Source organism: Nocardia sp. AB354 (assembly GCF_049538315.1).
In the GTDB taxonomy this organism is placed as follows: Bacteria; Actinomycetota; Actinomycetes; order Mycobacteriales; family Mycobacteriaceae; genus Nocardia; species Nocardia nova.
Genome location: NZ_JBMVFU010000026.1, coordinates 1 through 16,761, shown reverse-complemented (window position 1 = coordinate 16,761; position 16,761 = coordinate 1). Strand labels below are relative to the sequence as shown.

Here is a 16,761-nt window from a genome sequence, read left to right as displayed (position 1 = left end):
GCCCTACCCCGTGAACTCGATCGACGAGTGCACGCCCCACAGCACGATGCTGAGCACCATGTCCAGCGCGATCACCGCGACGAAGCTCGCCCGCACCGCGCGGCCGGAGGCGATACCCACGCCTTCGGGCCCGCCGCCGGCGAAAAAGCCTTGATAACAATGGATCAGGATGACCGCGGTGGCGAACACCAGTACCTTGACGGTCGCGGCGACGACGTCCCAGCCGCTGACGAATTGGAAGAAGTAGTGCTCGTACACCCCGGAGGCTTGGCCGTGCAGGGTGACGATCACCGTCTGGCACGAGAGGTAGCCGAGGATGAGAGCGACCAGGAATGTCGGCACCACCGCCACCGCGCCCGCGATCACTCGCGTGCTGACCACGAACGGAATCGAGCGCAGGCCCAGCGATTCCAATGCGTCGATCTCTTCGGAGATGCGCATGGCGCCGATCTCCGCGGTCATCCGGCAGCCGGCTTGTGCGGCGAATCCGATGCCGGCGGCGATCGGGGCCAGTTCCCGGGTGTTGGCGAACGAGGAGATGATGCCGGTCAGCGGACCCATACCCAGCATGTCGAGCGTGGCGAACGATTCGATGCCCGTCCCGGCTCCCATCGCCAGGCCGAGCACGATCAGCATCGGAACAGTGCCGCCGCCCACGATGATCGAACCGTTCCCCCAGGTCATATCGGTGATAGCACGCATCGTCTGGGCCCGGTAATGACGGGCCGCCAAGGGAATCGACGTCAGGACCTGCCAGACGAACTCGGCCGCGAAACCGAGATTCTCGACCGGGGACGACAGATGCCGCGATCGCGCGAAACGCACGATATGGCCCAGCCCGAGCGGCGTGTAGGAAGTCACGACCATCAGGCGAACCTCACCGGCAGGAACATCGCGGTGAGCTGGGTGATCACCAGGTTCACCAGCACCAGCGCCACTACCGACAGCACGACCGCGGCGTTCACGCCGTCGGCGACGCCGCGCGGGCCGCCTCTGGCCTCCAGACCACGCTGGCACGCGATGACGGCGACCAGCAGGCCGAACAGCGCCGATTTCGCCAGTGACACAAAGACATCCGCGACGACGGTGAACGACCCGAAGGTCAGCCAGTAACTACCGGAGGTCACCCCCTGCGCGGTCACCGCCACGAAGTATCCGGCGGCGACACCCACGAAGATGATCAGGATATTGAGCAGCGGCGCGATCAGCACCATCGCGACGACCCGCGGAATCACCAGCCGGTGTACCGGATCGACGCCCATCACCCGCAGAGCGTCGATCTCTTCCCTGATGGTCCGCGCCCCGAGGTCGGCCGCGATCGCCGCCGCCCCGGCGCCGCCGAGCAGCAGACCGGTAGCGACCGGCGCACCCTGTTTGATCACTCCCAGTCCACCGGCCGCGCCGATGAGCGAATCCGCACCCAGCTGATGGATCAGATTGCCGACCTGGACCGAGACGATGACGCCGAACGGGATCGCCATCAAGATGGCGGGCAAGGCCGTCACCGAGATGAAATACCAACCCTGATAAAGGCTTTCACGCCACTGAAAGCGCAAGCGTGGGACATCACCCACCGCACCGGACGTGGCCTGCCATCCCAGCTCGACCGTCCGGCCGAAGGTCCGCAGCGCCGAGACGGCGGTCTCGGAAAAGTTCTCCCCGACGATGCGACGGAGCGAAGGGCGCTCAGCGACGGGCGGCATCGCTTCTGTAACCGTGGACATTTCTTTCCTGTACTCAGCGAACGAACCGCGCTGACTCGATCCCGGCGAAACAAATTAGTGCTTCATTATTTTTTCTGTGACGGCGGTCATAGTAGCGAACCGGCATGGTCCTGGCTACCCCCGCCCGTGAGCCCCGGTCAGCTTGCCCGCTCCTCGGTTCCTCGTCATGGCATCAGGATGAGCCGGCCGCCGACGCCACCCTTTTCGAGACGGTGGTGTGCTTCGGCTGCTCGCGCCAGGGGCATCATGTCGGCGATCCGTGCGGTCAGGGTTCGGTCGGCGAGCTTCCGGTTGAGCACGGTCGCGGCGGCGGCCAGGTCGGTGACGGCGGCGTTGCTGATCACGAACCCAGCCAGGGTGATGTCGTGGGTGTAGACGCGGTCGACGGGTAGCGGCACCCGCGCCTGCGGTCCGGCCGCTGTCAGCAGGAGCCGGCCCCCGCGGGCCAGCAACACGACCGCGACGTCGATATCGTGATGACCCGAGGTGTCCCAATACACGTCCAACCCCTCGGGCGCCGCCGCCCGGATCTGCTCGGCCATGTCGGGGTCCCGGTAGTCGACCACCACAGCGGCCCCCGCATCGCGGACACGCTCGAGCCCGTTCCCGGAGGCGGACGCGATCACCCGGGCGCCGGCCGCGCGCGCCAGGCGGACCGCGGCATCGCCCACGTTTCCGGCACCGCCGCCGATATATACGGTGTCTCCCAGCCCGAGCCGAGCGTGCCGGAACAGCCCCAACCATGCCGTGGCAGCCGGATGTGCGACACCGACCGCCTGGACCGGATCCACCCCGCCGGGCAGGTGGTACAGCCGGTCGACCGGGACAACCGCATACTGCGCGAACGACCCCTGCCGGCCACCGTGGCCCAGACTGTTGCACCACACCGCGTCCCCGACCGCATAACCGGCTACCCCGTCGCCGACCGCCGCGACGTTTCCGACCAGGTCGCGGCCGATGATGAACGGGAAGGGAGTCGGCGTCGCATACGCCCCCGACCGCACGAACGTGTCCACCGGGTCGACCGTGACCGCGTGGACGGCCACCAGCACATCGGTGGGTCCGATGCGCGGGACGGGCAACCGTCCGTAGCAGATCGCATCGGCCGGGCCGAGCGCCTCCACGTAGGCCGCGTCCATCACGTCCGGAATCCCGGCCATCGTGCCTGCCTCCTTTCGGCCGATGAGGCGCCGACACGGCGGTCACGGCCCCGAGACTTACTCGATCCCGTACGTTGCGGCCCAGGCCGCCCGCAGCTCGGACTCCGTGGCATGCCCGAACTGGTAGGCCGGCGAGTCCACCGGCAGGGCGCGGTCCACGGTCACCAGTACCGCTTCGATCGCGGGATATCCCGGTCCCTGTGTGGCGAGCAACCAGTCGTGAATCCACTCGAACACCGGGCTGCCGGGGCCGTGGAATTCGGCGGTTCCCTTGAACCGGTAGCCGCGTCGTTTGAGGAAGTCGACCACGTTGATCTCCAGTCGGGGATCACGCCGCAAGTTGGCGACCGTGCCCGGCGATGCCTGATTCAGGAACACCAGATGGTCGTCGTCGTACACCCGCACGGTTCCCTTCGGGGAAAGGTTCGGTGATCCGTCCGCGCACACCGTGGCGACGAACCCGAGTTTGGCGCTGTCCACGATCGAGCGCATGTCCTCGTCGATGACACCCATGTCCCGTGCCTACCCCCGGACCTGCCGGCGAATCCGAGCCCGCTCTCGTCACAACCTCCGCGACGGGTGCACCGCGACGTGGGCCGGATTCCCGCAGCAATGTGTTCGAGCGCGCGAACACCGCAACACAATGACGGATTTCGTCCTGCCAGTTCGGTTTCGAAGCCCTCCGTTGCGGTTCGCCACCCGAGGACCCGGCATGGACGGGTCTTGATGCGATGTTCGACCACGAGCAAGTCCTCGGGGCTATGGACCTACAGGTCGGAGGCCTTCGGGAGGTACTGACGCAGAAGTGGAATGGGCCCCGAAAGTCGGACCTTGGAAATCTTCACGCTCGGTGACGGCCCGGCCGCGGCAGAGATGACCTGGTTGTCATAGAGGTCGAGGACTGGCGAGACATACACCTCGGAGGCCCCGACCGCGAACTCGGTCACGTCCGTGACCCACTTGGTGTGCTCGGCCGCTGCGGTGAACTGGCGGTTCAGCACGTTGTCGGCCGCCTGGCCGACCTCGCCCCGGAAGGAGTTGTATCTCCGTCGGCGGCGCACAGGGCATTGCAGGCCGAGCGTGCGCATCAGTGTCAGAACGGTCTTCTTCGACACCCGCCATCCGCGACGGAGCAGGCTCGCCAGGATGCGCCGGTGCCCGAATGCGCGTCTTGCGTCTTCAAAGGTTTGACGGATGGCTTCTTTCAGTTCGGCATGCCGATCCGCGCGGAGAGTCTGTTCCGGTGGTCGTAGAACGTTGACCGGGGGCCCGATCGCGGCATGCTACTGGCGACGATCCAGCGACCGTCGCCAGGCATCGGTGTCGGCAGACAACAGTACGGTGACGCGGGTAACGGCGGTGTTTTGCCGTCGCGGCGTGATCAGCCGTGCGCGTACACCCGCTCCACGTACTCCGCGATTTCTTCGTCCTGGAGGTGTCGTGCGATGTCAGCTTCGCTGATCATGCCGACCAGCCGTTTGTTCTCGATGACCGGCAGCCGTTTGATCTGGTGCTCTTCCAGCTCTTTGAGAACGTCGCGCGCGTCGGCGTCGGCGTCGATCCAGCGGGGAGTTCCTTCGCAGAGATCGGCGCATGTCGTCGTCGCCGGGTCATGGCCCAGGGCAAGGCATTTCACGACGATGTCGCGGTCGGTGACGATTCCGCACAGCCGCTCGTGCTCATCGCTGATCGGCAACACTCCCACGTCGAGTTCCCGCATCGTGCGGGCCGCGTCCTCGACCGTGTTCGCACGTGACATCCAGGTGGCACCCGAGTGCATGATCTGTCTCGCAGTTGTCATCTCGTCCTCCTGTTCGGCCATTTCGATCCTTCTCACCATCGCCCCGCCGGTACGTGACCGTAAGGGGCAAAGGTCCCCGGCCTCCCCCACGCGGCAGGTGCCCGGCGGCCGGACGGGTCGGTCTCGGGTGTGGTGGGCGGTGTGGGCCCAACGACCCTGTTGGCAGACCCTCCGAATGACCATGATCGTCGGTGAGGAGGTGCGAGCAGATGTATGCGAAGCCCGGAGATTGGCTGGTCGTGGAGGGGCATGAGGTAGGTGGCGCGGTACGCCACGGGTTGATCGAGGAGGTGCACGGGAGTGAGGGAGCGCCTCCGTACCTCGTGCACTGGACCGATACCGGCCACCGAGCGCTGTTCTTCCCCAGTACAGATGCCTACGTTCTGACCGTTGAGCAACTGCGCAAGCAGGAAACTGTTGCGGCGGAACGCTATTCGTCCATGCAGCACGTGCCGGGCGCACACGGCGCCGGACCGCGACATTGATGGCAGCGCGCACAGAGGCACGCATGGCCAGGAGGCCTCATGAGTAGACGCGCGAGCGGTCCGCCGGCGGGGACCCCGCCGGCGGAGGTGCCGCCGCGGTCGGGCAAAGCGTGGCTGTGGTGGCTCGTCCCGGTCGGTGCGCTCGTCGCCGTGCTGGTGGCGTCGATATGGCTGCCCGGACTGGAGAAATCGAAGCCGTCTCCGCATCAGCTCGGCTACAGCGAGTTCGTCTCGGATATCGATGCACATCAGATCAAGACTGTCACGCTCCAGTCGTCCGGACGGGCCTCGGGCACGCTGGGCGACGGCCACGACTACACCACCGTCATTCCCGCTCAGGCCGGGCCGCAACTGCTGGACCGCCTGGAGAAGGCGGGGGTTTCGGTGAGCGCATCACCTCCGGCCGCCAGCCGCTCCGGGGCATCGCAAGTGTTGACGTGGGTGCTGATGATCGCACCCTTCCTGCTGCTGTTCTGGTGGCTCCGGCGGGCCGGAAGCCAGGCCTCGAGTCAACTCGGCACCACGATGGGCGTCGGGAAGTCGAAAGCCAAGGTGTTCGATACCGAGCGGCCGGGAACCACATTTGCCGATGTCGCGGGCTATACGGGCGCCAAAACAGAGATCGCCGAGGTAGTCGATTTCCTGAAGGCGCCACAGCGATATCGGCGCGCCGGAGCGGTAGCGCCGCGGGGAGTCCTGATGATCGGCCCGCCCGGTACCGGCAAGACCCTCTTGGCGCGCGCGGTGGCCGGTGAAGCCGATGTCCCTTTTCTCTCGGTGGTCGGTTCGAGTTTCGTCGAGATGTTCGTGGGCGTCGGCGCGGCCCGGGTTCGAGATCTGTTCGCCGAAGCCCGCAAACGAGCCCCAGCGATCGTGTTCGTCGACGAGATCGACGCGATCGGGTCCCGGCGGGGATCCGCGACGGCGGTAGCAAACGACGAACGCGAACAAACCCTCAATCAGCTGTTGGCGGAGATGGACGGGTTCGATCCTGCTGTCGGCATCGTCGTGCTGGCGGCGACCAACAGACCCGAAATTCTCGATCCGGCGCTGCTGCGACCGGGCCGCTTCGATCGGCAGGTGACGATCCCGTTGCCGACGTTGCAAGAACGGGCAGCGATTCTGGGAGTTCACTGCCGCGGTAAACACCTCGAATCCGACGTCGATTTGCAGCGCGTGGCGCGCAGCACCCCGGGGTTCTCCGGCGCCGATCTGGCCAACCTGGCCAACGAGGCCGCGATCTGCGCAGTCCGCGACGATCGATATACGATCCGAGCCCTCGACTTCGACACCGCCCGCGACCGGATTCTGCTCGGCCGCCGCGAGGGATCGAATGTGTTGCTGCCCAGCGAGAAGCACGCCGTGGCAGTCCATGAGGCAGGCCATGCCCTGATTGCCGCGCTGTGCCCACACGCGGACCCCATCGCGAAGGTGACGATCCTTCCGGCCGGGCAGACACTCGGCACGACCGAACAGCTACCGCTGGTCGAACGCCATCTCTACAGCGAGGACTACCTTGTCGACACCCTCGCCGTACGGCTGGGCGGCCGAGCCGCCGAATTGACCGTTTTCGGTCAAGGATCCACCGGAGCCGCGAACGATCTGGCCCAGGCAACGGAACTCGCTACAAAGATGGTGCGCGAGTTCGGGCTGTCCCCGGTCCTGGGCCCGGTCGGATACCCCCGGGGCGGATCGGTCTTTCTCGGCGGCAGCGGAACACAGATGTCGAGCCGGCCGTTTGCCGAAGCCACGCAGGCGATGGTGGACACCGACGTCGCACGCTTGCTGCGTGAGGCGGAGCATCGCGCCATCGACCTGCTCGAGTCCCAGCGCGACGTGCTTCAACGTCTGGTCGACCTGCTGTTGGAATACGAAACCGTCGACGGCGCAAAGGTTTACGACCTGTTGGGAATCGCTGTCCCGACCGACCGCTGCGAACCCGTTCCCGCCGCCACGGTTGCGCCACATCCTGGCGTCCGTCCGGCCGTCGCAGAGCCGGAGCTCCCGAGAGATGGCCGCACCATCCCCGGCCTCGGCGGCTCGCGGACGACCCGGTGAGCAGTCCATGGCGCCGACGGTCGGCTCGGGTCAGGTGACCGAGGTCGGATTTCAGATGCCATTCGCCCCTGCCGTCGAGCGCTGCCCGCGCGCGATCCTGAGGAAGCGACGCAGCCGATCCAGGGGCCAGGTGTTGATCACTTGGTCGCGCTCCACCCAGCCGCGCTGGGCGGTGGCCACTCCGAAGCGGATGTGGTCGAAATGGCGGACGGCGTGGGCGTCGGTGTCGATGGCGAACACCACCCCGTACCGGCGAGCCCGGCGGGCCAGTTCGTCGTCGAGGTCGAGCCGGTCGGGAAACGCGTTGATCTCCAATGCCGTTCCGGTACGGGCGGCTGCGGCGAATACCGCATCGGCATCGAACTCGACCGGCGGCCGGCGGCCGAGGATGCGAGTAGTGGGATGACCGATGATCTTGACGTACGGATTTTCCATCGCGGTGATCAGCCGGCGGGTGAGCACGTCGGGCGGCTGGTCGAAATGAGAGTGCAGCGAGGCGACGAGCACGTCGAATCCGGACAGGAACTCGTCGTCCCAGTCGAGACTGCCGTCGGCGGCGATGTTCAACTCCGAACCGTGGAGCACGGCGATGCCGGAATGTTGTGCGAGCGGGCGTAATTCGGCGCGTTGAGCCAGGGCCTTGGCGCGGGTCATGCGCTGCATCGCCAGCGCCGGGGCGTGATCGGTGATGGCACAGTATTGATAGCCGCGCGCCGCGGCCGCGGCGACCATGTCGGCGGCCGAGGCCAGGCCGTCGGTGAGGTCGGTGTGGACGTGCAGATCGCCGACGATATCGCAGACCCGCACCAGTTCGGGCAGCCCGCCCGCGGCCGCGGCCTCCACCTCTCCGCGGTCCTCGCGCAGGGTGGGTGGAATCCACGGCAGTCCGAGGGCGGCATAGATCTCCTCCTCGGTACCGGCGGCCACCAGCCGATCGTCGTCGACCCGGAACAGCCCGTACTCGCTGAGTTTGTATCCGGCGTGCACGGCGCGTTCGCGAATGCGGATGTTATGGGCCTTGGACCCGGTGAAATACAGCAGCGCGGCCCCCCACGTGTCGTCGGGAACCACCCGTAGATCCACCTGAATACCCGCGGTGGTAACCACCGACGACTTCGTCGGACCGTGCGCTAGCACCCGATCGGTCAACGACAGGCCGCAGAACCGGTTCATGACCTCAGGCGCGTCGGCCGCGTCGGCCGCCGCCAGCAGATCGACGTCACCCACGGTGTCGCGCATGCGACGCAGTGACCCTGCGTAGGCGGCGCGACACACCCCCGGCATGGCCGACAGCCGGGCGAGGAGGTCCTCGGCAAGGTCGAGCGCGACCGCTATCGGGGTGCGCTGCCCGGTTTCGCGCATGCTCCGGATAGCACGCGCGAGATTGCGCTCACTGATCTCACCCCATCCCTTCAGCCGGGCCAAATCGCCGGCATGCAGGGCGGTCACCAGCTCGGGCATCGACGATATGCCCAGTTCCTGGTACACCTGGTGTGCCCGTTTGGGTCCGAGCCCGGGAACACCGAGCAGAGCGCGCAGGCCCGCGGGCAGCTGAGCGTGCAATTCGTCGAGATCGGCGATGTGGCCGGTACGGCGCAACTCCAGCAACCGGTCGGCGGTGTGGGCACCGACATCGGCGATGGCCAGCAGGCCCTTGCGGTCCAGCGTATCGAGTTCGACGGGACAACCGGCCACCGCGCGGGCTGCTTTCTCGTAGGACCGCACCCGGTACCGATCGCCGCCGGAGATCGCGATCAGATCCGCAATCTCCCGCAATTGTTGTGCGGCAACATCGTTCGACCGCATGACAGCCTCCTGCCGCGAACCCGGGTCATCGACGTGCCTGTTCCGCCGGCCGGGCTGCGCCATCTGTGTTCATTCGGCGGTGAGTAGTCCATAGTGACCGTCGTAGCGGTGGTAGAGGATGCAGCCGCGGTGACGGTCCTGGTCGGTGAAGAACACGAACGGCCACCCGGTGAGCTCGAGGCGTTCGATGGCGCCGGTGGTCGTCGTCACCGGCGGGGGTGCCGGGCTGAGCGTGATCGGTACGCTGCCGCGTGTGACGCTGTCGGGCCGCGGGTCCACCTGAGCGAGTCGGTAGCCGTCGCCGCTGCGGTAGAGCACGCTGTCGACGCCGCTGCCGGACTCGGTGAACAGGTGGAAGTCGTAGTCCGTCATCTCCATATCGAAGGCGGCTTCGTCACACGTCTCGTCGGCCAGCGCATACGACTTGTGCCGCACCACCTCGCGTTCTTCGGCCGGGCGCGGGAAGTAGGGAAGAGGGGTGCGGGGTGGGGCGTCGTGCCGCCATTCGTGCGGGTCCGGCTTCGGTTGCCGGCCGCGAATGCCTTCCCAATGCCGGGCCAGGCGTTCGAATCGCTCCTTCAACCGGGCCTCGAGCAGGTCGATCGCTTCCCGGACGGTGTCGGCGGTGACCTGAACTCGTATTCCGTGTCCGTTCACATTCACGTTGGCCTGGGCGATGCTCGGTCTCGTGGCCGCGGGATCCGCGCGCTCGCTCAGGCGAACGCGTGCGGACAAGATCGGCTCGGGAGCGAAAGTGAGTGCGTGGCCGATCTTTTCGCGCGCGTAGTCGGCCGCGCCGGCCGAAACGTGGTGGCCGCTCGAAACCTGCAGCAGGGAATCGGTGCTCGTTGCTCGTGGACCCCTCATGTCTGCAACCTGCCTTTGTCTCATGAAGTCCGTATCGGATGGCGGTGGCGATCAGTGCTCGACGAGACCGACCGAGGACTTGTCGGAACTCCTTCGGCTCGGCTCGCACTTCCAGCACATCGTGCGGAGCTGGTGTCCGGCCAGGGGCGAAGTTCCTCGGTCCTGCCCACCGAAGTCCTGACCGGTGAGGTATGCGGGGAAGACCTGCGGCAGCCCGCCCCTGGTGCGGGACCGAAGTCTCCCGTGGCGGGTGGACTACCTTGCGGTTGCGCGTGCCGATGTGGGAAGAGGTTCGTCGTTGTGCAGGGCTGCGACGGCGTCGGCGAGTAGCGGCGCGATCGAGCACACCTCGAATTCGGGTGGGAGGTCGCGGTGGGCGACGGTGTCGGTGAGGAGTATGCGTTTCAGGCCGAATCGACGCAGGTGGCCCACCGCGCCGTGGGTGAACACGCCGTGCGTGGCCGCGACGGTGACGTCGGGTGCGGCGTGGCGACTGCGTAGCAGCCCGAGCGCGGTGCTGATCGTGGCGCCGGTGGAGATCATGTCGTCGACGATCACCGGCAACCGGCCCCGCACGTCGCCGATCAGCTCGAGTGCGGTGACCTCGGTGCCGCTCAGGCGGCGTTTGCGCACCACAGCAAGAGGGTTCGGCGACACTTGGGCATAGCGCTCGGCCAGTTTCACCGCGCCCTCGTCGGGCGCGACGACCACACGGTCCGACAGGGCGATCTCGCGGCCCAGGACGGGCACGGCGGTGAGTATCTCGACCGGAACAGGGCAGATCGCCTCCAGGGCCGATGTATGCGGATCCACGACCACCAGGCGGTCCGCACCCGCGGCGGCGATGGCCCGGGTGAACACCGCGACTCCAACGGCTTGCCCGGCACGGATGCGTCGGTCCTGGCGGGCGTAGCCGAGGTAGGGCATGACCGCCGTCACCCGCGCCGCGTGGGCACGGCGGCAGGCGTCGAGCAGCAGCAGCAATTCCGCGAGGTGGTCGTTGACCGGCGGCGGGGTCGGTTGCACCAGGTACACGTCGCTGCCGCCGACGTTCTCGACGGTCGGGAGCAGTTCGCCGTCGGGAAACCGTTCCAGCACGGTGTCGGGCGGGCCCACGCCCAGCAGGTTCGCGAGTGCACCGGCCAACTCCGGATTCGCACTGCCCGTGATGATGCGCAGCGTGGTCATGATCGCGTCGTGTCCTTCCCGGTCGCGGTCTGTCCTGCATCGTTCTCAGATATGTTCGGATGGCCGGCTCATCCGCAGGTGGGCCACGGACCAGCCCCGGGCGAGGTCGGCGACGCTCTCCAGTGCATCCGGTTGCGTGAACAGATGGTCGGCGCCGGGCACCACCGTGACTGTGCTCGCGCACGACATCGTCGCTTGCGCCCGCTGGTTCGACTTCAAGGTGAGCGGATCATCGCCACCGGCGATGAGCAGGGTAGGTGTCCGCACCCGCGTCATGGCGTCGCGAGCCAGGTCGGGCCGGCCGCTTCGGGATACCACCGTGGCGATGTCGACCCGGGGGTCGGTAGTCGCCCGCAGCGCTGCCGCAGTCCCGGTGTCGGTTCCGAAGTACGCGATCCTCAGGCCCTCGGTGTGTGGTTGGTGGGTGAGCCAGTCGGTGACGTCCACCAGTCGGTCCGCGAGCAGGTCGATATCGAAAACCCGGGCTCGGTGAATCTCCTCGTCCGGGGTGAGCAGGTCGAACAGCAGGGTGCCGAGTCCCTCCTGCTGGAGTACTGCGGCGAGGTAGCGGTTGCGGGGGCTGTGGCGGCTACTTCCGCTGGGGTGCGCGAATACGACCAAGCCGATCGGGTCGGCGGGGATGGTGAGATGCCCGCGCAGTTCGATGTTTCCGGTGATCACGTGCACGTCGTCGTCGCGCAGCGGGGGCGGTCCGGGCTCGGCGTGCGGCGGTTCGGGGGCACCTGTGGCCGCGCGGTCCAGCAGTTCGGCAATGTCGTCGTCGGAGGGCCGCGGGAAGCTGCGGTACCACTGGCCCACGGTGTGCGACCATGCCGGGGTTTCGAGGCAGATCACCTCGTCGGCCTCGCGTTTCAGGGTGTTCACCGCCTCGCGGGCGGCGACCGGTACGGCGAGCACCACCCTCGTTGCGCCGTGGGCGCGGGCGATCCGGCAGGCGGCGCGGGCGCTGGCTCCGGTGACCATCCCGTCATCGACGATCACGGCGGTGCGCCCGGCCACGGGGGTCGGTGGATGCCCGTGCCGGAATCGGGCGGCCCGGCGGGTGATTTCCGCCCGCTCGCGATGCTCGACCTCGGTCATCTCGTCCACGGTGAGTTGCGCTTGCTCGACGATGAACTCGTTGATGACGCGGACATCCTCGCCGATGGCCCCGAAAGCGAGTTCGGGTTGGTGTGGCACGCCGAGCCTGCGTACCGGAATCACATCGAGCGGTGCCCCGAGCGCTGTGGCGACCTCGAATGCCACCGGAACGCCGCCGCGGGGGATCCCGAGCACCACCATGTCCTCACCGTCCAACGACTGCAATGGCACCGCCAGCCGTCGACCGGCGTCGCCACGATCGATGAACAACATGAGATCACCTCCTCGAGATCCGGAACGGTGTACACGTCGTCAGCGACCTGCCCTGTGCCCACCCGTTCAGCAGTGGACCGACGCGGCCTGTTTCGCGGCCTCGGCCGCAGCGGGCGGCAGCTGCTTCGGTTCCCTTCCCGTGGTGGCCGTGGTTCGCCGGAGCCGATCAGTGTCCGGTGGATGGGGTGGTCAAATGCTCGCGCATGAGGAGGCGGTGAGCCTGCTGGGCCGCGGCCGATCGATGCTCCTGGCCGGTGGTCGGTAGCTCCTCGAGGCCGCGGGCGAGTACCGCTACCGCATCACCGAGCAGTTGCAGGCGGTGTTCGAGGGCGTCCATCCGGCTGCCGTCGCCGGACCCCGCCGGCCTCGCGGTGTGCCGCGCACCTTCGGGGTAGCCGCGCAACAGCTCTCTCATCGGTGCCGGGAGCACCGCGAACAAGCCGTCGAACTGGCCGGAGGAGCAGCGTTGCAGCATCACCTCGGTCACCGCGCCCACCAGGCCGGGCACCTGGTCGCGGGGGACCCTGGCTTCATGAGCGAACTGGGCCAGGAATTCGTCGGTGCCATGCCGGACCGGTACATGGCCGGGCACCCAGTCCTCGTAGTAGACGCCGCGCAAAATTTCGGGCAATTGTGCGGTCAGACGGGCCGATGCCGCGACATCGAGGCGATCGCGCACAGTGTGCAGCCAGGCGCACACCACACGGTAGGTGAAGGCGCGGTCCTCGGTGCCGATCCGGTCGGCGACCGCACGGAGCCATTCGTGGGCGGTATGAACTGCCGGTGCCAGGGGATCGTGCTGCAATGACATGCATCCAGCGTCGGACCGCAGGCGGCGCGCAACAAGGGTCCGATGTCACTTCACAGCAGGCGACGATGCGGTATATCCGCCACCGGTTCATGCCGGCCGGGTAGCGATGGCCCGCGCGCTGGGCCCCGCCACGTGTGAGCCCGGCGCCGGCTGCTGTGATCAGCATCGTTGCCGCATCCCGGCATGTGGGCAATATCGACAATGATTCGCACGAGCGGCTGGGGGCCGCATCGACGACGTCATGAACGTTTCCGGACACCGAATCTCCACGGCCGAAGTGGAATCCGCGTTGGTCAGCCACCCGGCAGTCGCTCAATCCGCAGTCGTCGGCACCGCAGACGACACCACCGGACAGGCGATCGCCGCCTTCGTCGTACTCCGCAACGGCAACGAGCACACCGTCGACGAACAGCTTGCCTCCGAACTCCGTTTGTTATTCTCCCGCTTGCACCGAACTGGAAGCTCCGCCGCACCAGCAGTTCTGGGCTCGTGCTGCTGACCGGGCCAGGGCCGGTCGTATCTGTCCTGGATCCTTGGATTCGAGACGGCCGAGGCTGGCGGTCGAGGATCACAGGTAGAAGGCCGGATGCGGTCGGTTGTCGGGGCTCGTGCCCAACCGCCGTTGATCGTTTCCCAGACCCGGCCGCACCGGAACTGGTGCGCTTGGTGCGTTTCGGTGCATTTTGGTGCGCTCTGGTGCACTGTCGTCCGTCTTGAAACCTTGGTTTCGAGACATCTGGAGGGCACGCATTGCAGACGGCCGGATTGTCGTGGTCGGCAGTCTCGGGATCTGTCTGACAAAAGCGGGTCACAACGCAAACCGCCGACGGCGAGGACGGCGCCGGCCGACAGGTGGAGGCTCGTGGACTTTCGGCACTTCCCGGGTGGTGCTCTCGGTGTGATCCTGGATTGCACCGGGCACCCTCCCGGTGTCTGCTCGAGACGGTGGCTCAGTCTGCAGATTCGGCCCGAGCCACTGCAAGAGGTGAAACGTCGGATCTCGGTGGTGCCTGACCGACGCAGGCTCGTCCTCGAACGGGCATAACCAAATAGGCGCAATGCTCGTCGTGTCGTGACAGCGGCGGGCATTGCCGCTTATCCAGGCAGCGCGCTCAGCCCGCGGTTGCCCGGCGGCGCAAGCCGTCCCGCGGGCAGCAGGGCATATCGCCTGTGATCTTCGACGTAGTGACCTGGGTTGGGTCATCCTGGCGGTGGTGGATTCCGCGAATATCCTTGCGTTGCTTGCGGTTTCTGTTGTGTGGATATCGAGCGCTTCGCGGTGGGCGTATGCGAGAGCAGCCGTGTCGTTCATGATCGGTGGGATCTGCGGGCTGGTGCTGACCCTGGTGTTCTCGTTCACGGTGATCCTGGAGCTTGTGCACCGGGCCCTCGGCTCACTGTCTCCGGCGGCTGTTGCCGTGATCGTGGTGGGAGTCGCGCTACTGGTCATCGGTATGTCGGTGCGCGGGTTCCTCCGCCCACCGATGTCGCTGCCGGTGCATCACGATCTGCACCCGGTCGCGGCCAGCGCGCTCGGTCTGATCATCTGGACGACCAGTCGCTGACCTCGGCACCGTTCTACGGCGCCATCGCCATGATGGCCGACGAGACCATTGCCTCGCGCCTGGGACTGTCCACGGTCTTCGTCGTGATCGCGGTCGCGCCCGTCGCCTCGCTCACGGTCGCGCTGTTGCTCTGTCCCACCGAGGCCGGACATCGCATGCTCGCTCACCTGCAGGCAGCACTGCCCATGACATCGCGGGTGGTCGCGGCCATCCTCATCGTCGCCGCCGTTGTCGCCGCCACCATCGGACTGACGATCATCCTCGGATAGCTGCGCGGGCTCGGACAGCCATCAACGGGCCGGAAGGCTCGATCTGTGATGTCGGAGATTCATGGGCGGACCGGCCGCGGATCTCGCCGGCCGACCTCGACGAGGATTGGCCAGTCGGCTTCCGGGTCGCCCCACCAGGTGCGGTCGTTGTCGACGATGCCGATGATTGTCGGCTCCGTTCACGGTGGGCGATTCAGAAATCGTGCGGCCTCCATACGCCGAAACGCCCCGGTGCCATGGGACACCGGGGCGCTGAAAGGGGGGAATGTACTTACGTCTTCCGACATGTAACGAAGCGTCGGCGATCACACGGACCACATGTTCTTCCGAGTGACCCGACGGGCAGCTCCTCCCTTCTCCTCACGGGTTAATTCAACTTTCCGTTGCACTTCATTTCTTGCCCGGCGGGCGGCGAGCCCGTCGTCCTTGCTGGTCCCGCAGCCGCGCCCGCCGTCTTTCCTCTCACGGGCAGTTCATCATCTCCCGTGCCATCTGGACACTTTCTTCGCTTCCGACAAGACAGAAGCTATCGCACCATTCGATGGATGTCTACTGTCGCCACTATAGGTTTTCTGGTCCGCCTCGGCGGGGCATCCCGCCGAGTCATGGGGTGTGGCATGGTGGAGCGCGGGTACGGGTTGTTGCAGTGATCGCCCGGCTCGCAACAGGAAGTTACGAAAAGTACATGTCACAAGGCACCGTGAAGTGGTTCAACGGCGAAAAGGGCTTCGGATTCATCGCCCAAGACGAGGGCGGCCCCGACGTTTTCGTCCACTACTCCGAGATTTCCGGCTCCGGCTACAAGTCCCTGGATGAGGGCCAGCGAGTCGAGTTCGAGGTCGGCCAAGGCCAGAAGGGCCCGCAGGCCCAAAGCGTCCGCGCGATCTAGAGCCGACAGAGAAGTGAAGCCCGCACCGATGGTGCGGGCTTCCTCGCTTTCCGGACCCGGCACCGGCGGCTCACGCCGGGCGGATCCGACCGGCGCGGACCGTCCCGACTCGGGTAGGTGGCTGTTGAACGGCAGGAGTGAGCAGCTGCAGCGGCCACCGATACGGGTACGACCCCGGCGCGGCCGGTTCTGTGGGCGCCTCGCTGGGATACTTCCAGTCATGGGGATCGAGGCTGTGCAGGGGACCGGCCGCAGGGGACACACACCACGCGGGAACCACGCCGACAGGCTGGCGCGGTGAGCGCCCGGCGCGGCCGTGCCCGACCGGGCCGTTACCGCAACCCGCACGTCCACGGCTATCACAGCACCTCGCCCACGCCGATCCTGGCTGTCCTCGGGGCGCTGGTGGGTGGTGTGGTCCTGCTCCTGGTGGTGCTGGCTCTCACCCATGCCCACACCACCCGCACCGGCGACGACACCACCCCCGGGCAGGTGAGCACCGCGCCCGCGGTGGCGCCACAACGAGTCCAGCCGACGACGGAGGCCGCGCCGGCGCGGCCGTGCTACCCGTTTCAGCCCTGCTGATCCGCACGACCTCGCAATTCCACCCAGGTCGCTGAACGCTGAGTTCAGGCCTGGATGCGCGGCCTATCGGCGGTATAGGTGACCGGCCAGCGGGTGACTCCTGGCGAATGTGGTTGGCCGGTGCCGTATTCGATGGTGGCGGCCGATTCGCCGGTGCGGGCCAGGGCCGAGGTGACGTT

General features: G+C 66.9%; 17 protein-coding genes and 1 pseudogene. 7 read left to right on the top strand and 11 right to left on the bottom strand.

Going from position 1 to position 16,761, the window contains the following annotated elements:
- Positions 1-3: 3 nt before the first annotated feature.
- The 6 genes from ACPCUW_RS28785 to ACPCUW_RS28760 all read right to left on the bottom strand — a co-directional run bounded on the left by ACPCUW_RS28785 (position 4) and on the right by ACPCUW_RS28760 (position 4,685).
- Positions 4-867 (bottom strand): ABC transporter permease, encoded by an 864-nt coding sequence (locus tag ACPCUW_RS28785; RefSeq protein ID WP_423428274.1) that lies wholly within the window; start codon positions 865-867, stop codon positions 4-6.
- Complete coding sequence (locus tag ACPCUW_RS28780; RefSeq protein WP_245922460.1) at positions 867-1,724, bottom strand: MlaE family ABC transporter permease; 858 nt, start codon at positions 1,722-1,724, stop codon at positions 867-869. Before ACPCUW_RS28780 ends, ACPCUW_RS28785 begins: the two co-directional genes overlap by 1 nt.
- Before the next feature lie 164 nt (positions 1,725-1,888).
- A complete protein-coding gene (locus ACPCUW_RS28775; RefSeq protein ID WP_423428273.1) occupies positions 1,889-2,884 on the bottom strand; it encodes an NADPH:quinone reductase in 996 nt (331 codons plus the stop codon).
- Between the two features lie 57 nt (positions 2,885-2,941).
- Positions 2,942-3,397, bottom strand: a complete 456-nt coding sequence (locus ACPCUW_RS28770; protein ID WP_218402213.1) for a pyridoxamine 5'-phosphate oxidase family protein — start codon at positions 3,395-3,397, stop codon at positions 2,942-2,944.
- Positions 3,398-3,651: 254 nt separating this feature from the next.
- Entirely contained in the window at positions 3,652-4,092 is a 441-nt protein-coding gene (locus ACPCUW_RS28765; protein ID WP_423428378.1) for an IS3 family transposase, read from the bottom strand.
- A gap of 173 nt (positions 4,093-4,265) precedes the next feature.
- Complete coding sequence (locus ACPCUW_RS28760) at positions 4,266-4,685, bottom strand: CBS domain-containing protein (protein ID WP_064922986.1); 420 nt, start codon at positions 4,683-4,685, stop codon at positions 4,266-4,268.
- Positions 4,686-4,894: 209 nt separating this feature from the next.
- Between ACPCUW_RS28760 and ACPCUW_RS28755 the strand changes: the two genes are divergently transcribed.
- Together ACPCUW_RS28755 and ftsH are read left to right on the top strand one after the other, a co-directional pair.
- Complete coding sequence (locus tag ACPCUW_RS28755; RefSeq protein WP_063910706.1) at positions 4,895-5,170, top strand: DUF1918 domain-containing protein; 276 nt, start codon at positions 4,895-4,897, stop codon at positions 5,168-5,170.
- A gap of 39 nt (positions 5,171-5,209) precedes the next feature.
- On the top strand, positions 5,210-7,228 hold the full coding sequence (gene ftsH, locus ACPCUW_RS28750) for an ATP-dependent zinc metalloprotease FtsH (RefSeq protein ID WP_423428272.1): 2,019 nt from the start codon (positions 5,210-5,212) through the stop codon (positions 7,226-7,228).
- Positions 7,229-7,279: 51 nt separating this feature from the next.
- Here ftsH and polX read toward each other — a convergent pair whose 3' ends face one another.
- From polX to ACPCUW_RS28725, 5 genes are all read right to left on the bottom strand, one after another.
- The gene (polX, locus tag ACPCUW_RS28745) at positions 7,280-9,034 is read right to left on the bottom strand and encodes a DNA polymerase/3'-5' exonuclease PolX (protein ID WP_423428271.1); all 1,755 of its coding nucleotides are present in this window, start codon (positions 9,032-9,034) and stop codon (positions 7,280-7,282) included.
- A 69-nt stretch (positions 9,035-9,103) separates the two neighbouring features.
- Positions 9,104-9,901, bottom strand: a complete 798-nt coding sequence (locus ACPCUW_RS28740) for a ribosome hibernation promotion factor (RefSeq protein ID WP_423428270.1) — start codon at positions 9,899-9,901, stop codon at positions 9,104-9,106.
- Between the two features lie 255 nt (positions 9,902-10,156).
- Positions 10,157-11,089, bottom strand: a complete 933-nt coding sequence (locus ACPCUW_RS28735; RefSeq protein WP_423428268.1) for a ribose-phosphate diphosphokinase — start codon at positions 11,087-11,089, stop codon at positions 10,157-10,159.
- A gap of 45 nt (positions 11,090-11,134) precedes the next feature.
- Positions 11,135-12,463 (bottom strand): phosphoribosyltransferase family protein, encoded by a 1,329-nt coding sequence (locus ACPCUW_RS28730; RefSeq protein WP_423428267.1) that lies wholly within the window; start codon positions 12,461-12,463, stop codon positions 11,135-11,137.
- 166 nt (positions 12,464-12,629) lie between these two features.
- Positions 12,630-13,274 carry a DUF2267 domain-containing protein gene (locus ACPCUW_RS28725; protein WP_423428265.1) on the bottom strand — a complete coding sequence of 215 codons (645 nt, stop codon included), beginning with the start codon at positions 13,272-13,274 and terminating at the stop codon, positions 12,630-12,632.
- Between the two features lie 223 nt (positions 13,275-13,497).
- On the opposite strand from ACPCUW_RS28725, the pseudogene ACPCUW_RS28720 reads away from it, so the two are divergent.
- From ACPCUW_RS28720 to ACPCUW_RS28700, 5 genes and pseudogenes are all read left to right on the top strand, one after another.
- Positions 13,498-13,704: pseudogene (locus ACPCUW_RS28720) on the top strand (AMP-binding enzyme); the annotation flags it as partial.
- 871 nt (positions 13,705-14,575) lie between these two features.
- The gene (locus ACPCUW_RS28715; RefSeq protein WP_423428264.1) at positions 14,576-14,839 is read left to right on the top strand and encodes a hypothetical protein; all 264 of its coding nucleotides are present in this window, start codon (positions 14,576-14,578) and stop codon (positions 14,837-14,839) included.
- Between the two features lie 29 nt (positions 14,840-14,868).
- Positions 14,869-15,108: a hypothetical protein gene (locus tag ACPCUW_RS28710; RefSeq protein WP_423428262.1), complete on the top strand. Its 240-nt coding sequence runs from the start codon at positions 14,869-14,871 to the stop codon at positions 15,106-15,108.
- Positions 15,109-15,793: 685 nt separating this feature from the next.
- Positions 15,794-15,997 (top strand): cold-shock protein, encoded by a 204-nt coding sequence (locus ACPCUW_RS28705; protein ID WP_063019649.1) that lies wholly within the window; start codon positions 15,794-15,796, stop codon positions 15,995-15,997.
- Between the two features lie 297 nt (positions 15,998-16,294).
- Complete coding sequence (locus ACPCUW_RS28700; protein ID WP_063019648.1) at positions 16,295-16,582, top strand: hypothetical protein; 288 nt, start codon at positions 16,295-16,297, stop codon at positions 16,580-16,582.
- Positions 16,583-16,761 lie beyond the last annotated feature (179 nt).

Coding starts and splice junctions, on each gene's coding strand:
- ACPCUW_RS28770 (WP_218402213.1), bottom strand. CDS start 3,397: ATGGGTGTCATCGACGAGGACATGCGCTCGATCGTGGACAGCGCCAAA.
- ACPCUW_RS28710 (WP_423428262.1), top strand. CDS start 14,869: ATGATGGCCGACGAGACCATTGCCTCGCGCCTGGGACTGTCCACGGTC.
- ACPCUW_RS28755 (WP_063910706.1), top strand. CDS start 4,895: ATGTATGCGAAGCCCGGAGATTGGCTGGTCGTGGAGGGGCATGAGGTA.
- ACPCUW_RS28740 (WP_423428270.1), bottom strand. CDS start 9,901: ATGAGGGGTCCACGAGCAACGAGCACCGATTCCCTGCTGCAGGTTTCG.
- ACPCUW_RS28760 (WP_064922986.1), bottom strand. CDS start 4,685: ATGACAACTGCGAGACAGATCATGCACTCGGGTGCCACCTGGATGTCA.
- ACPCUW_RS28735 (WP_423428268.1), bottom strand. CDS start 11,089: ATGACCACGCTGCGCATCATCACGGGCAGTGCGAATCCGGAGTTGGCC.
- ACPCUW_RS28775 (WP_423428273.1), bottom strand. CDS start 2,884: ATGGCCGGGATTCCGGACGTGATGGACGCGGCCTACGTGGAGGCGCTC.
- ACPCUW_RS28705 (WP_063019649.1), top strand. CDS start 15,794: ATGTCACAAGGCACCGTGAAGTGGTTCAACGGCGAAAAGGGCTTCGGA.
- ACPCUW_RS28730 (WP_423428267.1), bottom strand. CDS start 12,463: ATGTTGTTCATCGATCGTGGCGACGCCGGTCGACGGCTGGCGGTGCCA.
- ACPCUW_RS28785 (WP_423428274.1), bottom strand. CDS start 867: ATGGTCGTGACTTCCTACACGCCGCTCGGGCTGGGCCATATCGTGCGT.
- ACPCUW_RS28725 (WP_423428265.1), bottom strand. CDS start 13,274: ATGTCATTGCAGCACGATCCCCTGGCACCGGCAGTTCATACCGCCCAC.
- ACPCUW_RS28780 (WP_245922460.1), bottom strand. CDS start 1,724: ATGTCCACGGTTACAGAAGCGATGCCGCCCGTCGCTGAGCGCCCTTCG.
- polX (WP_423428271.1), bottom strand. CDS start 9,034: ATGCGGTCGAACGATGTTGCCGCACAACAATTGCGGGAGATTGCGGAT.
- ftsH (WP_423428272.1), top strand. CDS start 5,210: ATGAGTAGACGCGCGAGCGGTCCGCCGGCGGGGACCCCGCCGGCGGAG.